Here is a 23147-nt window from a genome sequence, read left to right on the forward strand (position 1 = left end):
ATATCTTTTTCATCTAAGTTTTTGATTTTTAAATTTTTCATTTATCGCTCCTTGATTTTTTGGTAAGGATTTGATAAAATGAATTTGTAAAGGTTTGCATGATTCTCTATTGGTATTTGCAATGTTGATAGAGAATTTTTATTTTATCAATTAGGGGGCAAAAAAGGGGCAAATTTTTAAAAAATTATTATTTTCTTGCATTTTTTGCTAAATGCTTGTATAATAAAAACCAATAAAAATAACTATAAATAATAGTAATAAAAAATATAATGATGTTTGGGAAAATCCATCTCTAAAAAAAACCTTTTGGAAACACGTATTATTCAAAAGGATAGTATGTGTTTTTTATTTGTCTGAAAAATAGGGAAAATTTAATAAATAAAAAAAATTATAAGGAGGAAAAAATTTTGGAATTTTTTAGAAATTTTCAGTTTGGAGTAAATGAATTAATGTGGTTGGGATACCTGTTACTTAATTTTACAGCAGTTATTTTGGCTTACAAGTTTTGGGGGAAGGCTGGATTGCTTTCGATTGTGCCGCTTTCAATAGTTATTGCAAATATTCAGGTTGGGAAAATGATGACATTGTTTGGTGTGGATACGACTATGGGAAACATTGCATTTGGAGGGATTTATCTGGCATCAGATATTCTTTCAGAGAATGAAGGGAAAAAGTATGCCAGAAAAGTAGTTTCACTTGGATTTGCCTCAATGCTGTTTACAACGTTTATTATGCAAATTGTTTTAAAAATACAGGTTGCACCATCGGATACTATGCAAGGTGCTTTAAGTCAGGTGTTTGGATTTATGCCAAGACTGGCAATAGCAAGTGTAACAGGATTTGCAGCCTCACAAGCCTTCGACATCTGGTCCTATCAAGTAATAAGAAAATTACGTCCAAGTTTTAAAGATATATGGATCAGAAATAATGCAAGTACGATGTTAAGCCAGATACTTGATAATATAGTATTTTCATTTATGGCATTTTTAGGTGTTTATTCAATGAAAGAAATAATTGTGATTATATTTTCTACATATTTTCTAAAAGTAATAATTTCGCTATTGGATACTCCATTTGTGTATATTGCAACAATTTGGAAAAATAACGGAAAAGTAAATGAAGATTAATAAAAAGGAATAAAAATGATAAGATATAGTGTAATAAAAGAAAAAAATCCTAGAGAAATAGTGCTTTTAAAGGGATTTAGCTGTGCATACGGAAAATGTGCGTTTTGTAATTATATTTTGGACAATACAGATGATGAAGAGGAAATGAACAGGGTAAATCTGGAGGCGATTAATCAGATTACTGGTGAAAAAGGAGCCTTGCAGGTTATAAATTCTGGCTCTGTCTTTGAGCTTAATGATTTTACGCTTTCTAAAATTAAGGAAGTTTGTCGTGAGAAAAATATAAAAATATTATATTTTGAAGCATATTTTGGGTATATAAATAGGCTTAATGAAATTAGAGAATATTTTAGTGAGCAGGAAGTGCGGTTTGCTATTGGAATGGAAACTTTTGATAATGAATTTCGTACAAAAGTGCTTACAAAAAATTTTGTTATAAATAATAAAGTTTTGGAAAAAATAAAAAAAGAATATAAAATGGGGCTTTTTATGATTTGTATAAAAGGGCAGACAAAGGAAATGATTTTGCGTGATATAGAGCTTGCTCAGGAGTATTTTAACGAAATTGCACTTAGTGTATTTGTAAATAATGATACAAAAGTAGAGCGGGATGAGGAGCTTGTAAAATGGTTCTTGACAGAAATTTATCCAGAGTTAAATAAAAAGCGGAATATCGAAATTCTTGTTGATAATAAAGATTTTGGAGTGTATGTACAATAACTTGATAAATAGTTACAATTTTTAAGCAATATTTATTATTAGATTAGAGATGTAATGAAAGAAATATTACTTTGCAAGAAATTATGACTGCTTGTTATGGAAAAAATGTAAGTTATCAAACATAGTTATTAAAATAAGTGAAATTTTTGGAGTGCCGCCATGGCACTCAGAAAACTTCATCAACTTGTAAATTATTTTTACTTAATTATTTTTTGTTGGAATACCAATCCCATTTTTAAACACATCAATTTCATTTTCCAGTTCCCTTAAATCATTTCGGACATAATGCTCATTATCATTTCCAAGCCTAAAAGTTCGTACTAACGGACTATTTTTATGATTAACTTCAAACATATATTCCTCCACAACCATCTTTTTACGATTATTAGCCGAATCATCTTCAAAATCTATAACAAGTGTCACATTCAAATCAGAAAGTTCATTAATATCAATTCCTTTTTCATTTACTAAATAGTTCAAAATACTTTGCTTTATTACAAATTCCAGATCTTCTTCGATTATTTCACGTGGTTTTTCAATATTTTGTGTCAAATATAAAATAGTCTTATCTAAAAAAATCATCTTTTTTCCTTTCTTTATTTATTTAATTATATAAATTTTTTCTAAATATTCAATTAAGTTATTTTCTAAATTTTCTTCAGTTTTTTTGTTAATAACGATTTTTACTATTTTTATTATGCTCCTTCTCTTTATATTTTCGCAGGATTGCTCATTGCCGCAAATCCTGCACCTATGGCTAGACTACGACTTTTATTTGCCCAACTCCGAAACTCCTCCTTACAGTCGTCAAACAGTCGTAGTTGAACAAATAAAAGCTCCGTCGATTTATTAAAATAAAAAAAGTTTATTTTGTTATAATTTAAACTTTTTTAATGGAAATTAATCAAAATTTGTTAAAAATAATATTTGTTATAAATTTCTGAGATTTTTGTTTTAGTTAAATTAACCATTATAATTAAACTAAAAATTGTCGTGATTTTTTTGGAATGAAATTGACTGTCTGAGCTTTTTCAAAACCTTTAAGTTATAATCAGTTTAAGCGTTAATAATAACTTTTGTTAAAAAGCGAGTTTCAATTTTATTTCAAAAAAATGCTTAGACGAGCTGGGATTGTAAAGGGGATGGCGACTGATCCCCTTTACGTAAAATATAAATTAATAGAAAAATTTTTATTAACTAAAATAATTAAAAAAATTTAGAAAATAATTTAATTGATGATTTTAGAAAAATAGATTTTAAATAGATTATACAATAAAAAAACTTTAAAAACAAATTTTTTTAGTTTGCCTTTAAAGTTTTTATAAAATTGATAAATTTTTTGAAATTAGAATTTATGTGTGTAACCAAGTGTGAATACGTTTATGTTCTTGTCGTATTTTACTTTTGATTTATCAATGTGGATTCCTGGAAGTGAAGTTTGTTCACGTTTTCCGTTGGAAGAGTTGTAATTTACGTGGGCAATTCCAAATTTCCATTCTGAAGATTCTGTTGGTTTGTATGTTAATCCTGTTGCATAAATTTGCGAGTTTATTGCGTATTCCACATCAGAGAATGATTCTCTTTTGGCACCTGTGTCTGCGTAATTGAATCCAGCGTGCCAAGTAAATTTGTCGTTTATTCTGTAATCTACTCCAAAGTTTATTTCGTATCCATCGTTATATTTAAATCTGTCCATTTTTGCGGCTTTGTTGAAGTAATGTGTGTATCCGCTTGAAAGAGTCCATTTATCAATGTCCTTTGATACTCCTAATGCCAGAACTCCTGGCAAGTCACGTCTTGAATGTACACCGTCTGCATATTCAGGATAGAAGAATGAAATTCCAAGAGAACGTCCTCTGAATAACATTTTGTTGTTTTCCTCTGCTTTTGACTTGAATTTTAATTTTACAGGAGTTTCGTATTTTACTGCAAAGTTTAGAGTGTCAGTAGGTTTGTAGTCAAAGCCGATAACTGCTCCGATACCTTTGGCATCCCTTTTTGAGTTCATTGTTAAATAATTTTTACTAAGTCCAATTGCGGCACCTACACGTGAATTGTAGCCATATTGAGCTTCTCCATCTAATTTTCTGTGGGCGTAAACATATTTTACTCCTCCAGACATTGAGAAATTGTCGTTAATTTTATATGCTCCACCAAGCATTAGCTGATAATAACGGTTTTGTCCTGTAAAACGGCTTTTTACAACAGTTGCACCAAGTCTGCCGCCTGTTAAGTTATTAAAAGTTTCACCAGCCAGCTCAATTCCTGCTACTCCGCTTTTATAACGTAGAGTTGCTCCACCTGCGATAACACTTAAATTTCCAAAAAGTGAATAGTTGTCTTTTTTGTGTAAAAGGTTAAAAGATGGTGCTCCTGCATATCTGTCTGATTTGAATTTTTTTCCCTTCAATGTCATTGATTCTTCAATTAATGAATTTTGTAAGTTTGCATTTATATAAGTTCCGTCATCTAAAAATGCAGTTCCCGCCGGGTTGTAAAATACACCTTCCACAGAAATTTGTCCAGTTTGGGATGGATTTTGGAAGTATGATGCTGAGTTATTTGATAAATAGTCGATACTTGCTGCATTTGCGAAAATTGCAGTTAAAATTGACATAATTGCTATTTTTAATTTCATAAAAACTCTCCTTTTTGCTCTAATAATTTATTTTTATACTTTCAAATTTAATAATAAAAATCTAAGTACACAATAATATAACACGTGTTATATAAAAAGTCAACAAATTTATTTTGATTACAAAATTATTTATTATATAGATTTTTATAAATATACTTGATAATGTAGATAAAATTTTATATAAATTTAAGCATTATAAAAAACTAACAAAACATATAAAAGATATATGATTAAACCTTTGACAATATATTATTTATATACTATAATTATAGCATAGATAAGTATTCTGAAATCAATTTCACATTAAAAACTCAAATTTTAGAACGAATAAACGTGAGAATTGGATTGAAGGGAAAATTTTAGTAAAGGTGGTAAAAACTATGAGTAAAAATGGTGTAGAGAAAAAGGCTAAGAATAGCAGTGTGCTGATAGGAGCGGCGTTTATTATGGCGACATCTGCTATTGGGCCAGGATTTTTGGTGCAGACGGCTAAATTTACGAATGATGTGAAGGCAAATTTTGGGTTTGTAATATTGGTGTCTGTTTTGCTTGCGATGATTGTACAGCTGAATGTGTGGCGTGTCCTGTGTGTAAGTGAGTTACGTGGGCAAGATGTGGCAAATAGGCTGTTGCCGGGACTTGGGTATTTTGTAGCGTTTCTTGTGGCGTTAGGTGGACTTGTATTTAATATTGGAAATGTTGGTGGTGGTGCGTTAGGTTTTAATGCCTTGCTTGGTATTCCTAAAATGGCTGGATACTTTATTTCCGGCGGTGTTGCAATAGCGATATTTTTGTTGAAAAATGCAACGAAGGCTATGGATACACTTACAAAAGTGCTTGGTGGATGTATGATAATTGTAATATTTATCGTTATCTTAATTGTAAAACCACCTATAGGATTAGCTGTTAAAGATACTTTTTTACCAAGTGAAAGTATGAAAAATTTGATTCCTGCAATTTTGACGCTTCTTGGGGGAACTGTTGGAGGATATATTACTTTTTCAGGAGCACATAGACTGATTGATGCAAAAATTACAAAAGAGGAAAATCTGGATGAAATCAATAGAAGTTCAATTATGGGAATAGGAATTGCTACACTTGTGAGAATTCTTTTATTTTTAGCGGTGTTGGGAGTGGTAGTTAAAGGTATTGCTTTGGCGGCTGAAAATCCTGCGGCAGATGCTTTCCGTAAGGGAGCTGGAGAAATTGGGTATAGATTTTTTGGGTTAGTTCTGCTAAGTGCGGCAATTACTTCTATCGTTGGGGCGGCATACACGTCTGTATCTTTCTTGAAGACATTTAACAAAAATATTGAAAAACACGAAAAATGGGTAATAATAGGATTTATTGTCATTTCTACAATTATTATGGCAATTGCCGGAAATCCTGCTACATTGTTAATTTTAGCAGGTTCATTAAATGGATTGATTTTGCCGGTAACTTTGGGAATTTGTCTAATTGCTTCACAAAAAAAATCAATTATGGGAGAAAGTTATAAACATCCGAAAGTATTGCTGATATTGGGAATAATCGTCGTAGTAATTACAGCGTACTTGGGAATAGTGTCGTTAGGAAGTTTGACAAAATTATTTAGTTAAGACAGAAAGAAGGTATAAGAATGATGGGGAAACAGTTGGAAGATGTAAAAATACTTCCTGAAGGGGATTCAGCCATTTTAATTGAATTCCCAAAAGCTATATCGCCTGAAATAAATGGAAAAATTACTTCACTTGCACATCTGCTAAAGGAACAGCATATAGAAGGAGTGATGGATATGACACCAGCATTCTGCTCGCTCCTTATTCATTATGATCCACGAGTTATCACGTATGGGAAATTGTTAAACAGAGTGAATAAAATAATGAAATTAAACTTGGATACGAAGTCAAAAACTAAAAAAGTATATGAAATACCAGTCTGTTATGGCGGAGAATATGGGCCAGATTTGGAATTTATTGCTAAAAATGCAGGTATTTCGGTTGAAGAAGTTATAAAAATTCACAGCTCAAAGGATTATTTGATTTATATGCTTGGATTTTTACCGGGATTTTCGTATCTAGGCGGACTTGATGAGAGAATTCATACACCAAGACTGGCTAATCCGAGAATAAAGATTCCTGCTGGAAGTGTGGGAATTGGTGGGGCTCAAACTGGGATTTATCCGCTGGAATCACCAGGAGGATGGCAATTGCTGGGAAAAACGCCAGTAAAATCGTATGATTCTGACAGAAAAGATCCAATTTTGTTTGAAGCAGGAGATTATATACGTTTTGTGCCAATTTCAGAAGAAGAATTTGAAAAAATTGAAAAAGAAGTGAATGAGGGTAAATATGAGTGTGTTGTACATACAGAGGAGGTGAAATAATGGGATTTCGTGTATTAAAAGGCGGACTTTTGACAACTGTTCAGGATATTGGGAGAACAGGGTATCAAAGTCAAGGTTTCGGAACATCTGGAGTTATGGATGTACGTTCCTTTAAAATTGCAAATATGCTTATTGACAATCCTGAAAACGAGGCTGTACTTGAATTTACAATGATTGGGCCGACACTTGAATTTACGAGTGAAACAATAATTGCAATAACAGGTGGTGATTTTCAGCCATTAATTAATAAAAAGCCTGCTCCAATGTATACAGCGATTTATATTAATAAAGGGGATGTGCTGGAATTTCAAGGGGCTAGAACAGGAGTACGAGGCTACATAGCTTTTTCATGCTACTTAAATATTGCTGTAATAATGGGAAGCCGTTCTACAAATATGAAATGTGGAATTGGCGGTTTTAAAGGACGTAATTTGAAAGAGGGAGATTATATTTCCTTTAGGATAAGACGCCGATACCTGCCATATTTTTTATCAAGAACACTTAACTTGGACGAATTTAATCAGGAAGATGAAGTAATCCGTGTGATAATGGGGCCGCAAGATAATCTATTCACAAAAGAAGGGAAGGAAACATTTTTAAACAGCGAATTTACAATCACAAATGACTTTGACAGAATGGGATGTCGGATAGAAGGGCCGTATATTGCTCATAAGGAGTCAGCTGATATAATATCAGATGGAATAGCATTGGGAGCGATACAGGTTCCTGCACACGGAAAGCCGATTATTTTACTGGCAGATAGGCAGACAACAGGCGGGTATCCAAAAATAGCGACAGTCGCAACGGTGGATTTGCCAAAGTTAGTACAAAGAAAGGCGGATCACAAAATCCGTTTCAGGGCAATCAGTGTTAAAGAAGCACAAAATCTTCTAATCGAAGAAATGAATGAATTTACTCAGTTTAGAAAAAAAATTCATGCACCTTGCAAGGAAGTGCTGGATGTAAGAGCTGTGTCCAAAAGGCTTGAGACGTTATTTGAGTAATTATTGCAAAGGTTAAGACTATTTAAGCTCAATCTCTTGAATTATCATTTTACAGTTTAATTTTTAAGAAAATTTGAGCATATTTTTCAGAAAGGAAAATTAAAATGGATTTAGAACAAATTGAAAAATTAGTAGAAATTATAGAAAAATCAACGCTTAAAGAAATTACAGTAGAAGAAGGTAATTTAAAAATCAATTTAAAGCGTGAAAATAATGCAGAAATTCAGAATGTTCCCAAAAATATAGAAAGAAAGACAGAAATTGTGGAAGAATCAGATGAAGAAAGTTTTATCACTTCACCAATTGTAGGAACTTTCTATTCAGCAGCTTCTCCAGAAACTCCTGCATTCGTGCGTGTAGGCGACACGGTGAAAAAAGGGCAGCCAGTCTGTATCGTAGAAGCAATGAAACTGATGAACGAAATAAACTGCGACTTTGACTGTGAAATAGAGGCTGTATTAGTAAGTAATGAGCAAAAAGTGGAATACGGGCAGCCACTGTTCAGAGTGAAAAAAATATAAAAATATTGCAACAAATTAAGAATTTTAGAGTTATCTTGAAGTTTGAGATAGCTCTTTTATTTTTAAATAAAATTAAAAAAATAATTCTAAGTCAAAAAAACATATATAATAATAGATTTTTATGTAAAATTATGATAAAATAAAAAGGATAATTTCTTTTGAGTGTAAAAATTTAAAGGAAACATAAAAAAAATGGAAAATTAGGACAATGAAAATAATTATCCTTTTCAAAATAAGAGAAGAGGAGGTAAAAAGCGTGAGATGAAATACATAAAGAAATCTTTAATTGTATTTATTTTTCTTCTAATGTCTTTATTTGCGTTAAAGTTTTATATTTCTACAAAGAACTTTAAGGGTATGCTGACTTCGATTTTGAAAAGTAGTGGACTGAATGTTGAATTTAAGACAGTTAAATTGATAGGATTCAATAAACTTCAAATTGATAATCTGAAAGTCAAGGATATGGCTGGAAATGTAGTTATTGACGGAAAAAGGACTACGGCTGGATTAAGTCTGCTTATGCCGACACGGCTTAACAGGATTGATATTTACAATGGGACTGTAAATTTGGAGCGTAGAAAAAATAATGATTTTAATATTTTTCACGTAATAAAGCCACAGCCCCAAAAACCAAAGATGTATGATCCAACGAGCAGGATTGGTAAACTTCATATTCATAATGCGACTTTGAATTATACAGACATAAGTTTTGCTAAGAAAATATCGAAAAAATTGATAAAAGTGAATGGACGGCTGGAAACTGCAAAATCTCGTGGATTTTCACTTTTTGCTAAAGGTGTGGGAAATAAAAATCAAGACGGGACAGTGGAAACGTTAAAAATTGAATTGAAACAGCTTGTAAAGTCGAAGCAGTCTATTTATTCGATGTTTGATAAAATGAAGAACAGTGATGACAGGAGAAAGGAATTTCGTCTGAATTTCAGTTTTGAAAATGTCGGGATAACAGAGGAACTGGGACAGTATGTGCCGCTTGAAATGATTACTGCAAAAGGTGGCGTATTAAACGGTGTGCTTAAATTGGAAAATGACAAAGTCAAAAAGGCAACGTATGCTCTTGGAAATCTGAAAATCCGAAATGGAAAACTTAAATACGTTGATTTGGATGGCGATATTGAAGGGGCAAATGCTTTAATTGACTTGAAAAAGGACAAAATCACAGTAAATGCCAATACAAAGCTGAGTGGAAGTCCAGTATCCCTGGTATTGAATTATCTTGTCAAAAATCAGAAACTGAATTTAAAACTTGTTACGGATAAATTGCCTTTTGAAGAAGTTGCAAGATATAAAATAATTAAAGATAGTAAATTTATGGCACAAGGTAACGTTACTGGAAATCTTGAAGTAAATGTCGATACAAAAAAGAAAAAAACTGTACTTGATGGAAAATTTTCGTCGGATAATATAAAAATTTCAAACTATAATTTTCAGAATATAAAAACTTCAATGAAAATTGCAGATGAAAAACTGACTTTGACTGATACATCGTTTGTGTTTAATGAGGAGTTTTCAGGATTTAAAGTTAATGAAGATGTTAAAGTTCCAAAATTTGTGTATGACTTGAAAAAGAAAAACGGGACAGGAGACTATGTCTTAAATAATCTAGGCTCGGATTTCAGTATCAAGACAATTACAGGAAGTGCTGAAATTTCACCTAAAAATATTGTAACAGGAACAGTAAGATCTAAAGTTGTAAATGGAAGATATACAGTAAATCCGAAAACACAGACAGTAGTGGTAAATGCCAGAAGTAATGGCTATTTTACTGTGAATTATGGTGGAAAAAGTTACACAATAAATCCTGACGTCGATAACCTGATTGTAAAATTTAATGAGAAAAATATACTTCGTTCCGGGCAAATTAACGCAAAAATAAAAGATTTGTCAGTGCCGTTTGTAAATACTGTAAATGCTAAAATAAAAATACATAACGGAAATTACAGTATAAATGGAACAGCTGGAATAAAAGGCGGTGGAGTGGTAAATATCTCGGGAACTACAACTTCAGATATGAAACATTCATATTCATTGAACTTACCTAAAAGTGTAGATATCGCAAAACTGCTAAGGGTAAATGGCTACAATTTCAAAGGTTTGGACAAGGCAAAGTTGCCTGCAACGCTTACGGCGAAAATTAGTGGAAATGGGAATAAAATTTCTGGAACATATAAACTTTACAGCCCTTATGGAGAATATATCGGAGAATACGAAAAACTGCATGCAAGTGGTAAAATTAACGATTTGACAAATATGGACATAACGGTTAATACAAATATGGATGAACTGTGGTTTGGTTATCAGAGGCTTAAAAACGTTAGTGGAAACTTGAGAATCAAAGATAATGTCGTAAATATCGCAAGTATTCAAAATGAAAATCTGCATGCGAGTGGTAAATTTGATATGAAAACTGGGAAAATGGATGTAAATGCAGGATTAAGGGATTATATGCTCTACAATACTTCTGGGCCAAAGGTTAATTTGAAAGTTGGAACATTGGATGCAAATTTATCGGGAACAATAGACAAACTTTCGGGATCAATAACAATGCCATCTGCAATAACGTCAATAAATTCAAATTATGTAGGTGACACAAATGCACGTCTTAGCATAAAGAACGGGATTATAAACTTTGAAGATGTAACTTTGCGTGAAAACAGCCTGTATGGGACGTATGACTTGAAGACTGGTATTTCAGATATTGGAATTAGCTTAAATGAGCCTGACATTCCTAAACTTCTGAAAATGAAGGACTTGACTTTTGGAACAAGATCAGATCTTAGTTTAAAGGGAGATTTGAATAATTTTAGTCTGGCAGGGCAGGTAATTCTTGGAAATATGAGTTTTAAAACTTATAAAATTCCACATATTGTTGCAGAGCTTGAATATTCCAATGGAAATATAGATAAATTATTCAAATACGGAACATTTGATTTGCAGAAACTTAAATTTGTTGGAGATAATGACGAAACATTGTTTGAAACACAGACTAAATTTGATTTGGCAAATGTAGATATTGATTATCGTCTGGAAAAACAGAAGTTTTCACTTGATTCAGTTCAGGATTTGAAAAATAAGGGATACAGCGGGGATATAAACATTGGATTCATGTATCGTGGAAGTTTTGAGAATTTTACAACTGGACTTCAAATTCAGGCGGATGAAATAAAACTTAGTGGTTTTCCTGTGAATAAAGTTGATATTGATTTGCAGGCCAATGAGAAAGCCTTGAATATAGGACAGTTTTATCTGGAATATGAAAATAATCCACTTTTATTAAACGGATATGTTCAGTTTGCACCTATACAATATAATGTTTCAATGCTTGCAAAAGACTTTAATTTAGACTTTTTAGGAGTTAATAAGGATGTTCAGCAGGCAAGCGGTATTGCAAATATAGATACGATTTTTTCAAATAGTTCTACGTCAGGACATATTTTATTGGATAATTTTAACTATAAGACAAAGGATAAGTCAACACTTGTAGACAATGTAAATGCCAATATTGATTTAAAAAATAATAAACTTGTGGTAAATAGGCTGGATGGTGGATATAATGGCGGGACTTTTAAAGTTACAGGAGATTTGGATGTTCCAACGATTCCTGCTAATTTTATGCAGACAAAACGGCTGGAGTTAGGAAAATTTGAATTGAATGCGGCACTTGATAAAGTTGGACTGCATTATGGAAAAGGAATTGACTTTGCACTTACGGGAAATCTTATATTTACAGAAAACAGGCTGTTTGGAGATTTGGTTGTAAGCGATGCGGAAGTGCGTGAAATACCAAACTTTAATTCCAAATCCGAAACAGAAAATTTATCAGAGGAGGCAAAAGCTAAAAAAGCTCAAGATAAAACTGTCGTTGAAGGAATTGTGGAAGAAGTAATTGATAAAATATTAAAACAATATACAGTTAATTTGAATGTACGAACTGGAAGTAATGTTAAAATAAATATTCCAAATGTAAGTATTGTGCGAAATATAAAAGGAACAATAAAGGGTGCTTCTGAAGTTTCATATTCTGGTGGGGAAATTGGAATAGATGGACAATATGCGATTACAAGAGGTTCATTTTCTGTAAATGGAAATGACTTTAAAATAGATGGTGCTGAAATAAGATTTTTACCGTCTACCAATGGTTCATCCTCATCAATATCAGATCCATTTGTCATATTTGATGCAAGCACAGTGGTAAATGGAGATAGAATAGAAATAAATGTAACTGGAAATGTAAGTAAACCAGACATTAAATTTTCGTCTTCATCAGGAAAGACAAAAGAAGAAATTGTATCATTGCTTGCATTTAATACTGTAGTCGGAAATGGTGAAAGAAAACCAGGAACTACTGAGGAAAACTCGGCTGATGGAGTGGTAGTTGCAAGTTCTTTAGTCAATAGTGCATTAAATGAGTTGCTTTTTTCGTCAGTAACTGGTAAAATTAAAGACGTACTGGGAATATCAAAATTTGCTGTTTCAACGAATGTTAATCATTCAAATAAGACTGGGGAATACAGTGCAGCAACAACAGTTACAGTTCAGGATAATATCTACAAGGATAAATTATTCTGGAATGCTTCATTCAAATTTCCATATCAGACTTCAAAATCTGAGGAAAAAATTCCAATGGGATATAACGCATGGCTTAGCTATAATGTTACAAACGGATTAGATTTGCGGCTTGGAGGAGAGAGTATAAACAAAAGCAGAACAAGTGCAAGTTTAAGTAATGGAGCAAGAGTGAATTATTACTTCGGAATAGATTTTTCAACAAGAGGCAATACACTTGGAGATATTTTAAGAAAAATATTTAAGAAGAAAAAACTTGATACATTAAAAAAATAGGAGGAAAGATGTCAAAACTAAAAGTAAAAAACAAGGTTTATGCTTTGATTATTGCGGTAACATTATTCGTATCTGTAAATAATTTGTCGCAAGCTGAAGAAAAAAGAGGGATAATTGGAAAAGAATTAGCTGATAATACAAATAGTGCTACAGGAAATGAAGTGCAAAATGATGAAATATCAGACGTTAAAATCAGATATAGTCAAGAAGAAATTGACATGGCTAATCAATTATCAGATAAAGTGAAGAAAAAAAGAAAAAAAGAAAAGAAAAAGGAAACAGCAAGAAACAGAAGAAGAGGAAGAAATAACAATATTTTTGAAGCTCAGGAACAGGCAAGAGAAGATCTAAAAGTTGGAACAATTGAATTTTCTCAATTAAAGGAAATTTCGCCAGAACTTCTTATGTCTAAAATGCCTGTAAAATCAGGAGATAACTATTCAAATAAAACTTTGAGTGACATTTATCTGGCACTTAAGAGATTGGGATATGTATCAGAAGTTAATGTTATTCCTAAAATAAGAGGGAATAATGTAAATATAGAAGTTCAAGTTGCAGAAGTGGAAAATGCGGGAGCAGTTCTGCAAAAGCAGCAAATACAGGAAGAAATGCAAAAAGAAACAGAATATACAGTAGCAAATGTAGATATTGAAGGTACAAAGAAACGTAATAAAGAAGATTACTTAAAAGACTTGCCAATCAAGGCGGGAGATGTTTTCATACCTCAAAAAGCAATTGATGGAGCACAAAAAATATTTAAATCAGGATATTTCTCAACAGTTGAGCCAAAAATTGACAGAAAAGTTGACAATACTGTTTCAGTAGTTTACCAAGTTAAGGAAAATCCAGATATACAAAGTATAAATTTTGAAGGTAATACTCTTTACAAATCTGAAGAACTGGAAAAAGCATTGGGTATAAAAAGAGGAGAAATCTTAAATGGTAATTTATTAAATCCAGATGATAATGGAATTCTTAAATTATATGCCAAAAATGGATATTCCCTTGTAAGAATTGACTCAATAAATGTTTCAAATGAAGGAGATGTAAATATTGGATTAACAGAAGGGGTTGTTGATTCTATTGAATTTGAGAAAGCACCAGAGAAAAATGATAACGAAAGACAGTCATCAAGACGTTCTACTTTAAGAACAAAACCTTATGTGTTTGAAAGATATTTGGAATTAAAACCAGGACAAATTTTCCAAGAGAAAAATATAGAAAATACAGTAAAAGAACTTTATAGAACAGGTATGTTCACTAAGATAGTGCCATCTATTGAAGGAAAAGAAGATGATCCAAATGCAAGAGTTATAAAACTGCTTGTGGAAGAACGTCCAACTACTACAATTAATGGAAGTATTTCTTATGGGACTTCAGTTGGATTAGTAGGGGAACTTAAATTATCAGATTCAAACTTCTTAGGAAGAGGACAAGATGCATCGGCTACACTTTCAGCTTCAAATAAAGGGGACAAGACATTTGAACTTAGATGGTTTGAGCCTTGGTTGAAAGGAACAGAGCAGATTCAGTTTGGAGGATCATTCTACTGGACTCAATCTGTAGACGATAATGCTGATTCAGATGAAGTGGAAAAAGTTAAGAAAATTGGAACTCGTTGGACAATTGGTAAAGGACTGAGTAAGGATATTGGTGTAAGTTTCTCTGCAAGATACGATAATTATAAGGAATTGTTTGCAAATAAAAAAGTAAATGATAAATATAAATTATTCGCAATGGGGCCAACATTTACCCTTGATACAAGAGATAACAAGTTCAGTCCTACAAAAGGATTTTATGCAACAATGTCATATGAAAGAGGAGAACTTATAAAAGATCCTAGAAAATACGATCAGTTTGAAACAGATTTAAGAGCTTATCATCCGACTTTTTTTGGTGATAAGAATATAATGGCATATAGAGCGGCTTGGGGAACAACAGGAAGCGGAACTCCAGAAGCCTTGAGATTCAGTATTGGTGGAGCGGAATCAGTTCGTGGATATGAATATAGTGCATTTGATGGATTTGATAAATTCCATGCGACTATTGAAAATAGAACAAAAATTAATGACACATTACAGTTAGTGGCATTCTTTGATATAGGAAACGCTTGGCAAAATGAGTCAAGAGATCCTCGTACTGGTAAAAAAATCTACAAGCCAAACAGAAAAGATGCTCATGACTTCAAAGATCTTAAGAAAGGTTACGGAATCGGGGTAAGATTGAATACACCAATTGGGCCGTTAAGATTTGACTATGGTTGGCCAATGGATCCTGAGAAAAAAGGTGAGAAAAAAGATAAAGGTAAATTCTACTTTAGCTTTGGACAATCATTCTAGTTTTTTTAGACTAATTAAAATATAAATTAAATAATTATAGGGGGTGATTAATTTCATCCCTATAATTTTATAAAAAATAAAGAAGGAGAGATCCAAAATGTATGATATTAAAGAAATTGCAAAATTAATAAATGGAGAAATCAGAGGAAACGATGAATTGAGTTTTACAAGACTTGCTCCGTTTTTTCATTCAACTGAGAAGGAATTAACTTTTGCTGCAGATGAGAAAATGTTGAAAAATATGGATAAATGTAATGCAGGTGCTGTAATTGTGCCTGATTTGCCAAATTTGCCTGCAAATAAAACTTTTATTATTGTAAAGGGCAATCCAAGGGAATTAATGCCGATACTATTAAATTATTTCAAGCCAAAATTACAGCCATTTGAAAATCAGATGGAAAATTCTGCACAAATTGACAAGACTGCAAATGTGTCAAAAATAAACACTTACATTGGGCATAATGTAAAAATTGGTAAAAATACCATTATTTATCCAAATGTGTCAATTTTTGAAGGGACTGAAATTGGGGATGACTGCATAATTTATTCAAATGTTACAATACGTGAATTTTCCAAAGTTGGAAGAGGTACGATTTTGCAGCCGGGAGCTGTGATAGGCTCTGATGGGTTTGGATTTGTAAAAATTAATGGAAACAATGTGAAAATTGAGCAAATTGGGCATGTAATCTTGGGAGAAGAAGTTGAAATTGGAGCAAATTCCTGTGTTGATAGAGGTGCGATTGGAGATACAATTATTAAGAAAGGCACAAAAATTGATAATCTTGTCCACATTGCCCATAATGACATTATTGGTGAAAATTGTCTGATTGTAGCTCAAACTGGTATTTCTGGAAGTGTGGAAGTGGGAGACAATTCAACTCTTGCAGGACAAGTTGGAGTGGCAGGACACCTTAGAATTGGAAACAATGTAGTAATTGCTGCAAAATCTGGAGTTACTAATGATGTGCCAGATGGTAAGCAAATGTCAGGTTATCCGCTTCGTGAGCATATGGAGGACTTGAGAGTGAAAATGGCGATGGGAAAAGTACCTGAACTTGTAAAAAGAGTGAAAAAATTGGAAAAGGAATTGAAAAAATAACAGGAGAATAAATTTATCTGTGGCTATTTACCAAAATTTCAAAACTTCCTTGACTTATTAATTCAAATGATGTAGAATAAATAACAGATAATAAAAAATATCATAAATAGAGAGAGAAGGGAGTTATAGATGAAAAAAATACTATTAGGAATCTTTATGCTTTTGTGCATAGTCAGCTGTGGATCAGGGCCTGATAAGACAGTATCAAAATTTATTGACAATGTAAAAGCTGAAAAAATGAAAGAGGCGGCAAAATATGCGATTGATGACAGTTTTGAGGGGAATTTGGATGTTAAGTATAACAACAAGATTCAGGAACTGCTTTTTAAAACATTATTAAAAAATCTTGAATATAAAATTGTTAAAACAGAAAAACAGGATGATGAAACAACGATTGTAACTGTGGAAGTAACAAATGTGGATGTAGAAAAAGTATTTTTACAAGTCTTCAAAAAAATGACGCAGGAAACTTTTTCAGGAAACGGTTCTCATTCAATGTCAGTTGATGACAGATTTAAACAGGAACTCGAGGCAAAAGACAAGCCAAAATCAAAAAATGTCACAAAATTTGTAGTCAAGAAAACAGCCAATGGAGAAAAAATAGTTTTAACAGCAGAAAATATCGACGTATTACTTGGTAAATTAAACACAACATTATCAAACTTGAACACACTTGGTGGAACAGAAGAAGAAACAGCGGTAGAATTACCGGAAACAGGGCCATCAACTGGACTATCACAAAAACCCGAAGAACTTAGAAACCAAAATAAATAAAATAGTTTAAAGTAATAAATAAAGCAATCATTCTTTTACTTGTAAAGTGAAGTTTGGTTGTTTTTTATTTACAAGAATTTTTCAAATTAATTAAAAAAAAATTAAGAAAAGTTGATTTTTAAATATTTCTATTGTATAATTGTAGTGTAAAAAAATAAAAAGACTAACTATATAATGTCAAGTTTTTTTAGATTTCCAGAATTTAAGACTGATGAGGAGATAGATGGCTTAATAAAGGCGTTGGAGAATGACAGAAAACCAAATTTAACAGATGTGAAAGTGGAGACAATAACAGATGAAAGGGAAATAAAGGAATTATTGGGGTTAATAGATGAAAATAATAACACTAAATGAAATGTTGAGATATGATACTGAAGAAAATATAAAAAATAAGTTTTTGAATAGTTTTAAAAGTTTGACAAATAATGATGTAAAAAAAATTTTACATAATAAAGCAATAGAAATGAAAAAAAAGTCTATTTCTACAACTCATTTGTTATTTGATGATAAAAAATTAGTTGGATATTTATCATTATCAAATAAAAGTTTGATTTTACCAAAAGAAAGAATAGAGAAATTAAGTAGCAGTAAAAGGAAAAGATTGGTGCAAAGTGGACAAACACTTGAAAATGGGCATTTAGTTGTAAATAGTTACTTAATAGGGCAATTAGGCAAAAATTATAATTTGTAGAGGTGAGAAAAATGTAATGGCAACACATCCAACTTAAATCGAAATAGTATAAAATTACGAGGAGATTATAAGATGAACAATTATATAAAATTAAATGAAGATAGATGGAATAATGTAAAAAATGACTATACTGAGCCATTGACACATGAAGAATTAGAAGAAGTTAGAAATAATCCAATTTCTGTTGCATTAACTGTTGGGAAAAAAGTTCCAAAAGAATGGTTTGAAAAAGCAAACGGAAAAAAGATATTAGGTTTAGCTTGTGGTGGTGGACAGCAGGGTCCAGTTTTTGCTATAAAAGGTTATGATGTAACCATAATGGATTTTTCTAAATCACAATTACAAAGAGATGATATGGTTGCTAAAAGAGAAGGCTTAAAAATCAATACAGTTCAAGGCGATATGACAAAACCATTTCCATTTGAAAATGAAACTTTTGATATTATTTTTAATCCAGTTTCAAATGTATATGTAGAAGATTTAGAAAATATATATAAAGAAGCCTCTCGAGTATTGAAAAAGGGTGGATTGTTAATGGTCGGATTTATGAATCCTTGGATATACATGTATGATGCTGATATTGTATGGGACAAACCTGATGAGGAATTACTTTTAAAGTTTTCAATACCTTTTAATTCAAAAGAGCTTGAAGAGGAAGGCAAAATAACCATAAATCCAGAATATGGATATGAATTTAGCCATACCTTAGAAACTCAGATTAGAGGACAACTTAAAAATGGTCTCGCTATGATAGATTTTTATGAATCATGTGATAAAAGACATAGATTATCAAATTATGGAAATGACTATATAGCTACACTTTGCATTAAACTATAATATTATAAAACATACTTCAGGAGAATAGCTCATTTTATTTTCCTTAAGGGTTAAAATCTAAAAATCCTAGTTTACAAAGAAAAGAAAAAATAGATTTCTGAGAAAATATCTACAATAAAGCTGGAGGTGTATTGTTAATTTGAAAAAGTTTATGAAACAAAAATTGACTAATTTAGCTGTTGGAGAATTAGTGGCGGTAGTAGTATTCTGGATAAATTTTTTCCTATTCAAAAAATTGATTATTACTACAAAATCTCTAATTTCTATTTCTTTCTTGTATGATAAATATATAAATAATTATATAAAATACTGCTGTTGATTTGGACGGTGGTATTTTTTTGGTTTTCTATTTGACTTAAGAAATGAATTATCTTGTTTTTTTGTATAGAATGTGATATTCTAGTAATGTAATTTTTAAAAATATGCTTGAATTAAATTGAAATCGGATAGATGAAAAATTCGTGAATCTTGATTTGGGTAGAGTAATTTTGAAATAAAGAAGGATGTTAGAAAATATGGGAAAATCAGAAATAATTAGAGGAACAAGCAAATGTGCAAGATTTTTTGTCTGTGATACTACAGAACTTGTAAAAGAGGCAAAGAAAGTACACCGACTTGATCCAATAGCGACAACTGTTTTTGGGAAACTATTAACAGTAACAGCTATGATGGGGAAAGATTTGAAAAACGAAAAGGATTTGGTGTCGGTTAAAGTAAATGGTGATGGGCCTTATGGAAATATGCTTGCAACTGGGAATATGAAAGGGGAAGTAAAAGGTTATATTGGAAATCCTGAAGATAAATTTCATCAGATAATTGACGAAAATGGAAATTTTATAAAAGATGAGACTGGGCAAGTGAGATTTATTGGAAATGGAACAATGCAAGTTATAAAGGACTTGGGACTAAGAGATCCGTTTTCTGGCGTTACAAAAATAAATGAAGAGGATATTGCAGATATAATTGCTCATTATTTTCTTTTATCAGAGCAGATAAAATCAGTTGTTGCACTTGGTGTAAAGCTGGATGAAAATGGAGAAGTAAAAAGGGCTGGAGGTTATTTGATACAGCTGTTGCCAGGTGTGGAAGACGGATTTATTGATAAACTGGAAAATAAATTACAGCAGATTAGGACGATTACTGAACTTCTGGAAGGTGGAATGAGCCTTGAGCAGATTGTGGAACTGCTTTATGAGGATATTTCGGTATTTGAGGAAGAGACAGATGTTGATGGTGCTCATAAAAAGGTTTATGTGGAAGATTTTGAAATTTTGGAAAAATCAGAGCTGGAGTATAAATGTAATTGCACTAAAGAGAAGTTTTACAAGGGATTAATCACGCTTGGAAAAGAAGAAATTGATAAAATTCTGGAAGAGGAAGGCAAAATACAAGTAGAATGCCATTTTTGCGGTAAAAAATATGATTTTGGAAAAGAAGATTTTAAAAATTTATAAAATAGATTTGCTTGGAATTATATAGGTTTAAACGATTTTAAATAATTGTAAAAGTAATAATAAAAAAACTGGAAAGGAAGAGAAAATGTCAAAATTAAGAGTAGGAGTAATACGTGGGGGAGTTTCAACTGAAAGAGAAGTTTCTTTAAAGACAGGAAGTGAAATTGTAGCAAACTTGAATAGAGATAAATATGAGGTTTTTGATATTGTAATTGATTCAGAAAAGGAAGTTTTTGAAAAAGTAAAAGACTTGAATCTGGATTTTGTTTATATCGCTTTACACGGTGTATTTGGAGAAGACGGGAGAATACAGGCAATTTTACAAAGTCTGGGAGTGGCTTATAGCGGGCCTGGAGTGATGTCAAGTGCAGTCTGCATGGATAAAGAATTTTCAAAAAGAATTGTGGCTGGATATGGAGTTAGAATTGCAAAATGGAAAAGTGTACGTGTAGGCGAAACTGTTGACTTTGAAACAATAAAAAAAGAATTGGGAAATCGTGTTGTAGTAAAGCCAAATAACGGTGGTTCAAGCATTGGAGTAAGTTTTGTGGAAAATCAGGAAGAACTTGAAAAAGGGCTGGAACTTGTTTTTGGAATGGATAAGGAGGCATTGATTGAAGAAGTTCTGCATGGTGTGGAAATAAGCGTACCTGTGATTGATGGGGAAGTTTTTCCAACACTAAGAATTGAGGCTCTTGCAGGAGATTACTTTGACTATGAATCAAAATATGCAAAAGGTGGGGCAAATGAATATGTATTTGAATTTCCTGAAAAAGTGCAGGCTGAAATTAATAAATTTGCAAAAGACAGTTATTACGGGCTAAAATGTGAAGGATTTGCAAGAATAGACTTTATGGTGGTAAATGAAGAAACGCCATATTTTATGGAAGTAAACACATCGCCAGGAATGACATCTGCCAGCTTATTGCCAAAAAGTACAGCTTCAAAAGGTTATGATTATTCACAGACATTGGACTTATTAATAGAATCTTCAATAAAAGTGGAAAGATAAATAACTTAAAAATTTGAAAAAATATAGAAAATAAAAATATAAAAAGGAAGTGGAAAATATGGAAAGAATAGCAAGTTTTACAGTAGATCACATCAGATTAAACAGAGGAATTTATGTATCAAGAATAGACGAAGTTAATGGAAATTATTTGACAAGTTTTGATATAAGAATGAAATTGCCAAATAGAGAGCCAGTAATAAACATCGCAGAACTTCATACAATGGAGCATTTGGGAGCAACATTTTTGAGAAATCATCCAACTTGGAAAGATGAAATTGTATATTTTGGGCCTATGGGATGCAGAACAGGATTTTATCTTATCCTAAAAGGAAAATTGGAATCAAAGGACATTGTTGACTTAATGAAGGAACTTTACAAATTTATGGCAGAATTTAAAGGAGCAATCCCAGGAGCGACTGCTATAGAATGTGGAAATTACTTGGATCAAAACTTGCCAATGGCTAATTTTGAGGCTAAGAAGTATTTGGAGGAAACGTTGGAGCATTTGGGAGAGGAAAATTTAAATTATCCTGAGTAAAAAACACTATGACCATTTTTAAGAAGTATTTAAAAATAAGGTGGTAAAAGGATGGAAGAATTAAATACATTTGAAAAAACTTTACCAGATAAATTGGATTTTGAAAATATAAATTTAAAAATGGAAAAATTGCAAGTTGAAAATAAATGGAAATTAATTATATATGAAAATATAAAAACTTCATACATTAAAGATTATAATTTGGATACAGAAGAAGCACTGTATTGTGATATTTTTTTGGAAAAACTAAAAATAGAACCTTTGTATGATAAAATTCAATATAATGAATTTTTGAAAAATATATCTCCTTTATTGAAAAAGGAATTATTAGATACAGCCGAAAATTATGAAATTAAAATATCAGTTGATAAATATCCGATTACAAATAATAAAATGCAATTTTTAGATGATGAAATGGATATTTATATTACTAAAAATGATTCAAATATGCATCCTTTAGAAAGTTATCCTGAAATATATTTTAGAGATACAGTGAATTCTTGGAAAAAATGTGAGATTATGAAAAGCCGAAAGCAAAAAATATTTATCCTAAATATAGAACTTAATGATAAAAAATGGGAAAAATTGTCAGAATTTCAGATAATGCCTAAAATAGAGCATGAAAATGTATTTCCACCTGTTTTTAAAAAAGTAGAAAATAACATTTTCGATATAGTTTATATTCCTAGAGAATGGGATGATAATGACTGTGGATTTAGTGTATCAGAAGAATTATTAGACCTGTTCGACAACCTTGTATAAAAACCAATATTAAGGTATAATAATACTGGTGATGAAAATGATAAACAATGTTGAAAGAATAAAAAAACTTAAAGAAGAAAACTATCAGAAAATTTTTGGCATTAAAAAAAATACCTTTGATAAAATGCTGAAACTTTTGAATGAAGCATACAGAATTGAACATTTAAGAGGCGGACATCCGCCAAAACTGTCTGTCCTTGACAGGCTTGTAATTATACTTTCATACTATCGTGACTATAGAACTATGGAAAATATTGCCTTTGAATACGGCGTTGCAAAAAGTACCATCTGTGAGTGCGTTAAATGGGTTGAAAACATCTTGATAAAAAGCGAGGAGTTTTCTTTGCCCAAAAAAAGGGAACTTGTCAGGGACACTGAGATAGAAGTCGTGCTGGTTGATGCTACG

The 23147-nt window shown here is 31.6% G+C and carries 20 protein-coding genes; 18 read left to right on the top strand and 2 right to left on the bottom strand.

Annotated elements, in window-relative coordinates:
- The first annotated feature begins 407 nt into the window (after window positions 1-407).
- Entirely contained in the window at window positions 408-1127 is a 720-nt protein-coding gene (locus K324_RS0107615) for a queuosine precursor transporter (protein ID WP_026748633.1), read from the top strand.
- Between the two features lie 15 nt (window positions 1128-1142).
- Window positions 1143-1847 (top strand): radical SAM protein, encoded by a 705-nt coding sequence (locus K324_RS0107620; protein ID WP_026748634.1) that lies wholly within the window; start codon window positions 1143-1145, stop codon window positions 1845-1847.
- 201 nt (window positions 1848-2048) lie between these two features.
- Here K324_RS0107620 and K324_RS0107625 read toward each other — a convergent pair whose 3' ends face one another.
- Entirely contained in the window at window positions 2049-2429 is a 381-nt protein-coding gene (locus K324_RS0107625; protein ID WP_026748635.1) for a hypothetical protein, read from the bottom strand.
- A gap of 763 nt (window positions 2430-3192) precedes the next feature.
- Window positions 3193-4485, bottom strand: a complete 1293-nt coding sequence (locus tag K324_RS0107630) for an OmpP1/FadL family transporter (RefSeq protein ID WP_026748636.1) — start codon at window positions 4483-4485, stop codon at window positions 3193-3195.
- Between the two features lie 380 nt (window positions 4486-4865).
- Here K324_RS0107630 and K324_RS0107635 point away from each other — a divergent pair, with 380 nt between their 5' ends.
- The 16 genes from K324_RS0107635 to K324_RS0107710 all read left to right on the top strand — a co-directional run.
- Window positions 4866-6083 carry an NRAMP family divalent metal transporter gene (locus K324_RS0107635; RefSeq protein WP_026748637.1) on the top strand — a complete coding sequence of 406 codons (1218 nt, stop codon included), beginning with the start codon at window positions 4866-4868 and terminating at the stop codon, window positions 6081-6083.
- A 20-nt stretch (window positions 6084-6103) separates the two neighbouring features.
- Complete coding sequence (gene pxpB / locus K324_RS0107640) at window positions 6104-6850, top strand: 5-oxoprolinase subunit PxpB (protein ID WP_232051225.1); 747 nt, start codon at window positions 6104-6106, stop codon at window positions 6848-6850.
- Window positions 6850-7854, top strand: coding sequence for a 5-oxoprolinase subunit C family protein (locus K324_RS0107645; RefSeq protein WP_026748639.1), 1005 nt, complete (start codon window positions 6850-6852; stop codon window positions 7852-7854). Before pxpB ends, K324_RS0107645 begins: the two co-directional genes overlap by 1 nt.
- Window positions 7855-7958: 104 nt before the next feature.
- Window positions 7959-8375: an acetyl-CoA carboxylase biotin carboxyl carrier protein gene (gene accB, locus K324_RS0107650; protein ID WP_026748640.1), complete on the top strand. Its 417-nt coding sequence runs from the start codon at window positions 7959-7961 to the stop codon at window positions 8373-8375.
- A gap of 261 nt (window positions 8376-8636) precedes the next feature.
- Window positions 8637-13235 carry a translocation/assembly module TamB domain-containing protein gene (locus K324_RS0107655; RefSeq protein WP_026748641.1) on the top strand — a complete coding sequence of 1533 codons (4599 nt, stop codon included), beginning with the start codon at window positions 8637-8639 and terminating at the stop codon, window positions 13233-13235.
- Between the two features lie 8 nt (window positions 13236-13243).
- Window positions 13244-15574 carry a BamA/OMP85 family outer membrane protein gene (locus K324_RS0107660; protein WP_026748642.1) on the top strand — a complete coding sequence of 777 codons (2331 nt, stop codon included), beginning with the start codon at window positions 13244-13246 and terminating at the stop codon, window positions 15572-15574.
- A gap of 97 nt (window positions 15575-15671) precedes the next feature.
- Entirely contained in the window at window positions 15672-16673 is a 1002-nt protein-coding gene (lpxD, locus tag K324_RS0107665) for a UDP-3-O-(3-hydroxymyristoyl)glucosamine N-acyltransferase (RefSeq protein ID WP_026748643.1), read from the top strand.
- A 129-nt stretch (window positions 16674-16802) separates the two neighbouring features.
- The gene (locus K324_RS0107670; RefSeq protein WP_026748644.1) at window positions 16803-17447 is read left to right on the top strand and encodes a hypothetical protein; all 645 of its coding nucleotides are present in this window, start codon (window positions 16803-16805) and stop codon (window positions 17445-17447) included.
- A 174-nt stretch (window positions 17448-17621) separates the two neighbouring features.
- On the top strand, window positions 17622-17801 hold the full coding sequence (locus K324_RS0107675; protein WP_036095338.1) for a hypothetical protein: 180 nt from the start codon (window positions 17622-17624) through the stop codon (window positions 17799-17801).
- Window positions 17779-18138: a hypothetical protein gene (locus K324_RS14555; protein WP_036095345.1), complete on the top strand. Its 360-nt coding sequence runs from the start codon at window positions 17779-17781 to the stop codon at window positions 18136-18138. The genes K324_RS0107675 and K324_RS14555 overlap by 23 nt, the downstream gene beginning before the upstream one ends.
- A gap of 72 nt (window positions 18139-18210) precedes the next feature.
- On the top strand, window positions 18211-18975 hold the full coding sequence (locus K324_RS0107685) for a class I SAM-dependent methyltransferase (RefSeq protein WP_026748646.1): 765 nt from the start codon (window positions 18211-18213) through the stop codon (window positions 18973-18975).
- 515 nt (window positions 18976-19490) lie between these two features.
- Entirely contained in the window at window positions 19491-20429 is a 939-nt protein-coding gene (locus tag K324_RS0107690; RefSeq protein WP_026748647.1) for an Hsp33 family molecular chaperone HslO, read from the top strand.
- Window positions 20430-20514: 85 nt separating this feature from the next.
- Window positions 20515-21441, top strand: a complete 927-nt coding sequence (locus K324_RS0107695; RefSeq protein WP_026748648.1) for a D-alanine--D-alanine ligase — start codon at window positions 20515-20517, stop codon at window positions 21439-21441.
- Between the two features lie 58 nt (window positions 21442-21499).
- The gene (locus tag K324_RS0107700) at window positions 21500-21979 is read left to right on the top strand and encodes an S-ribosylhomocysteine lyase (protein WP_026748649.1); all 480 of its coding nucleotides are present in this window, start codon (window positions 21500-21502) and stop codon (window positions 21977-21979) included.
- Window positions 21980-22030: 51 nt separating this feature from the next.
- A complete protein-coding gene (locus K324_RS0107705; protein ID WP_026748650.1) occupies window positions 22031-22741 on the top strand; it encodes a hypothetical protein in 711 nt (236 codons plus the stop codon).
- A gap of 37 nt (window positions 22742-22778) precedes the next feature.
- Window positions 22779-23147, top strand: a 369-nt coding sequence (locus K324_RS0107710) for a helix-turn-helix domain-containing protein (RefSeq protein WP_036095341.1), incomplete at its 3' end; no start/stop codon positions are given.

Source organism: Leptotrichia trevisanii DSM 22070 (assembly GCF_000482505.1).
Lineage (GTDB): Bacteria > Fusobacteriota > Fusobacteriia > Fusobacteriales > Leptotrichiaceae > Leptotrichia > Leptotrichia trevisanii.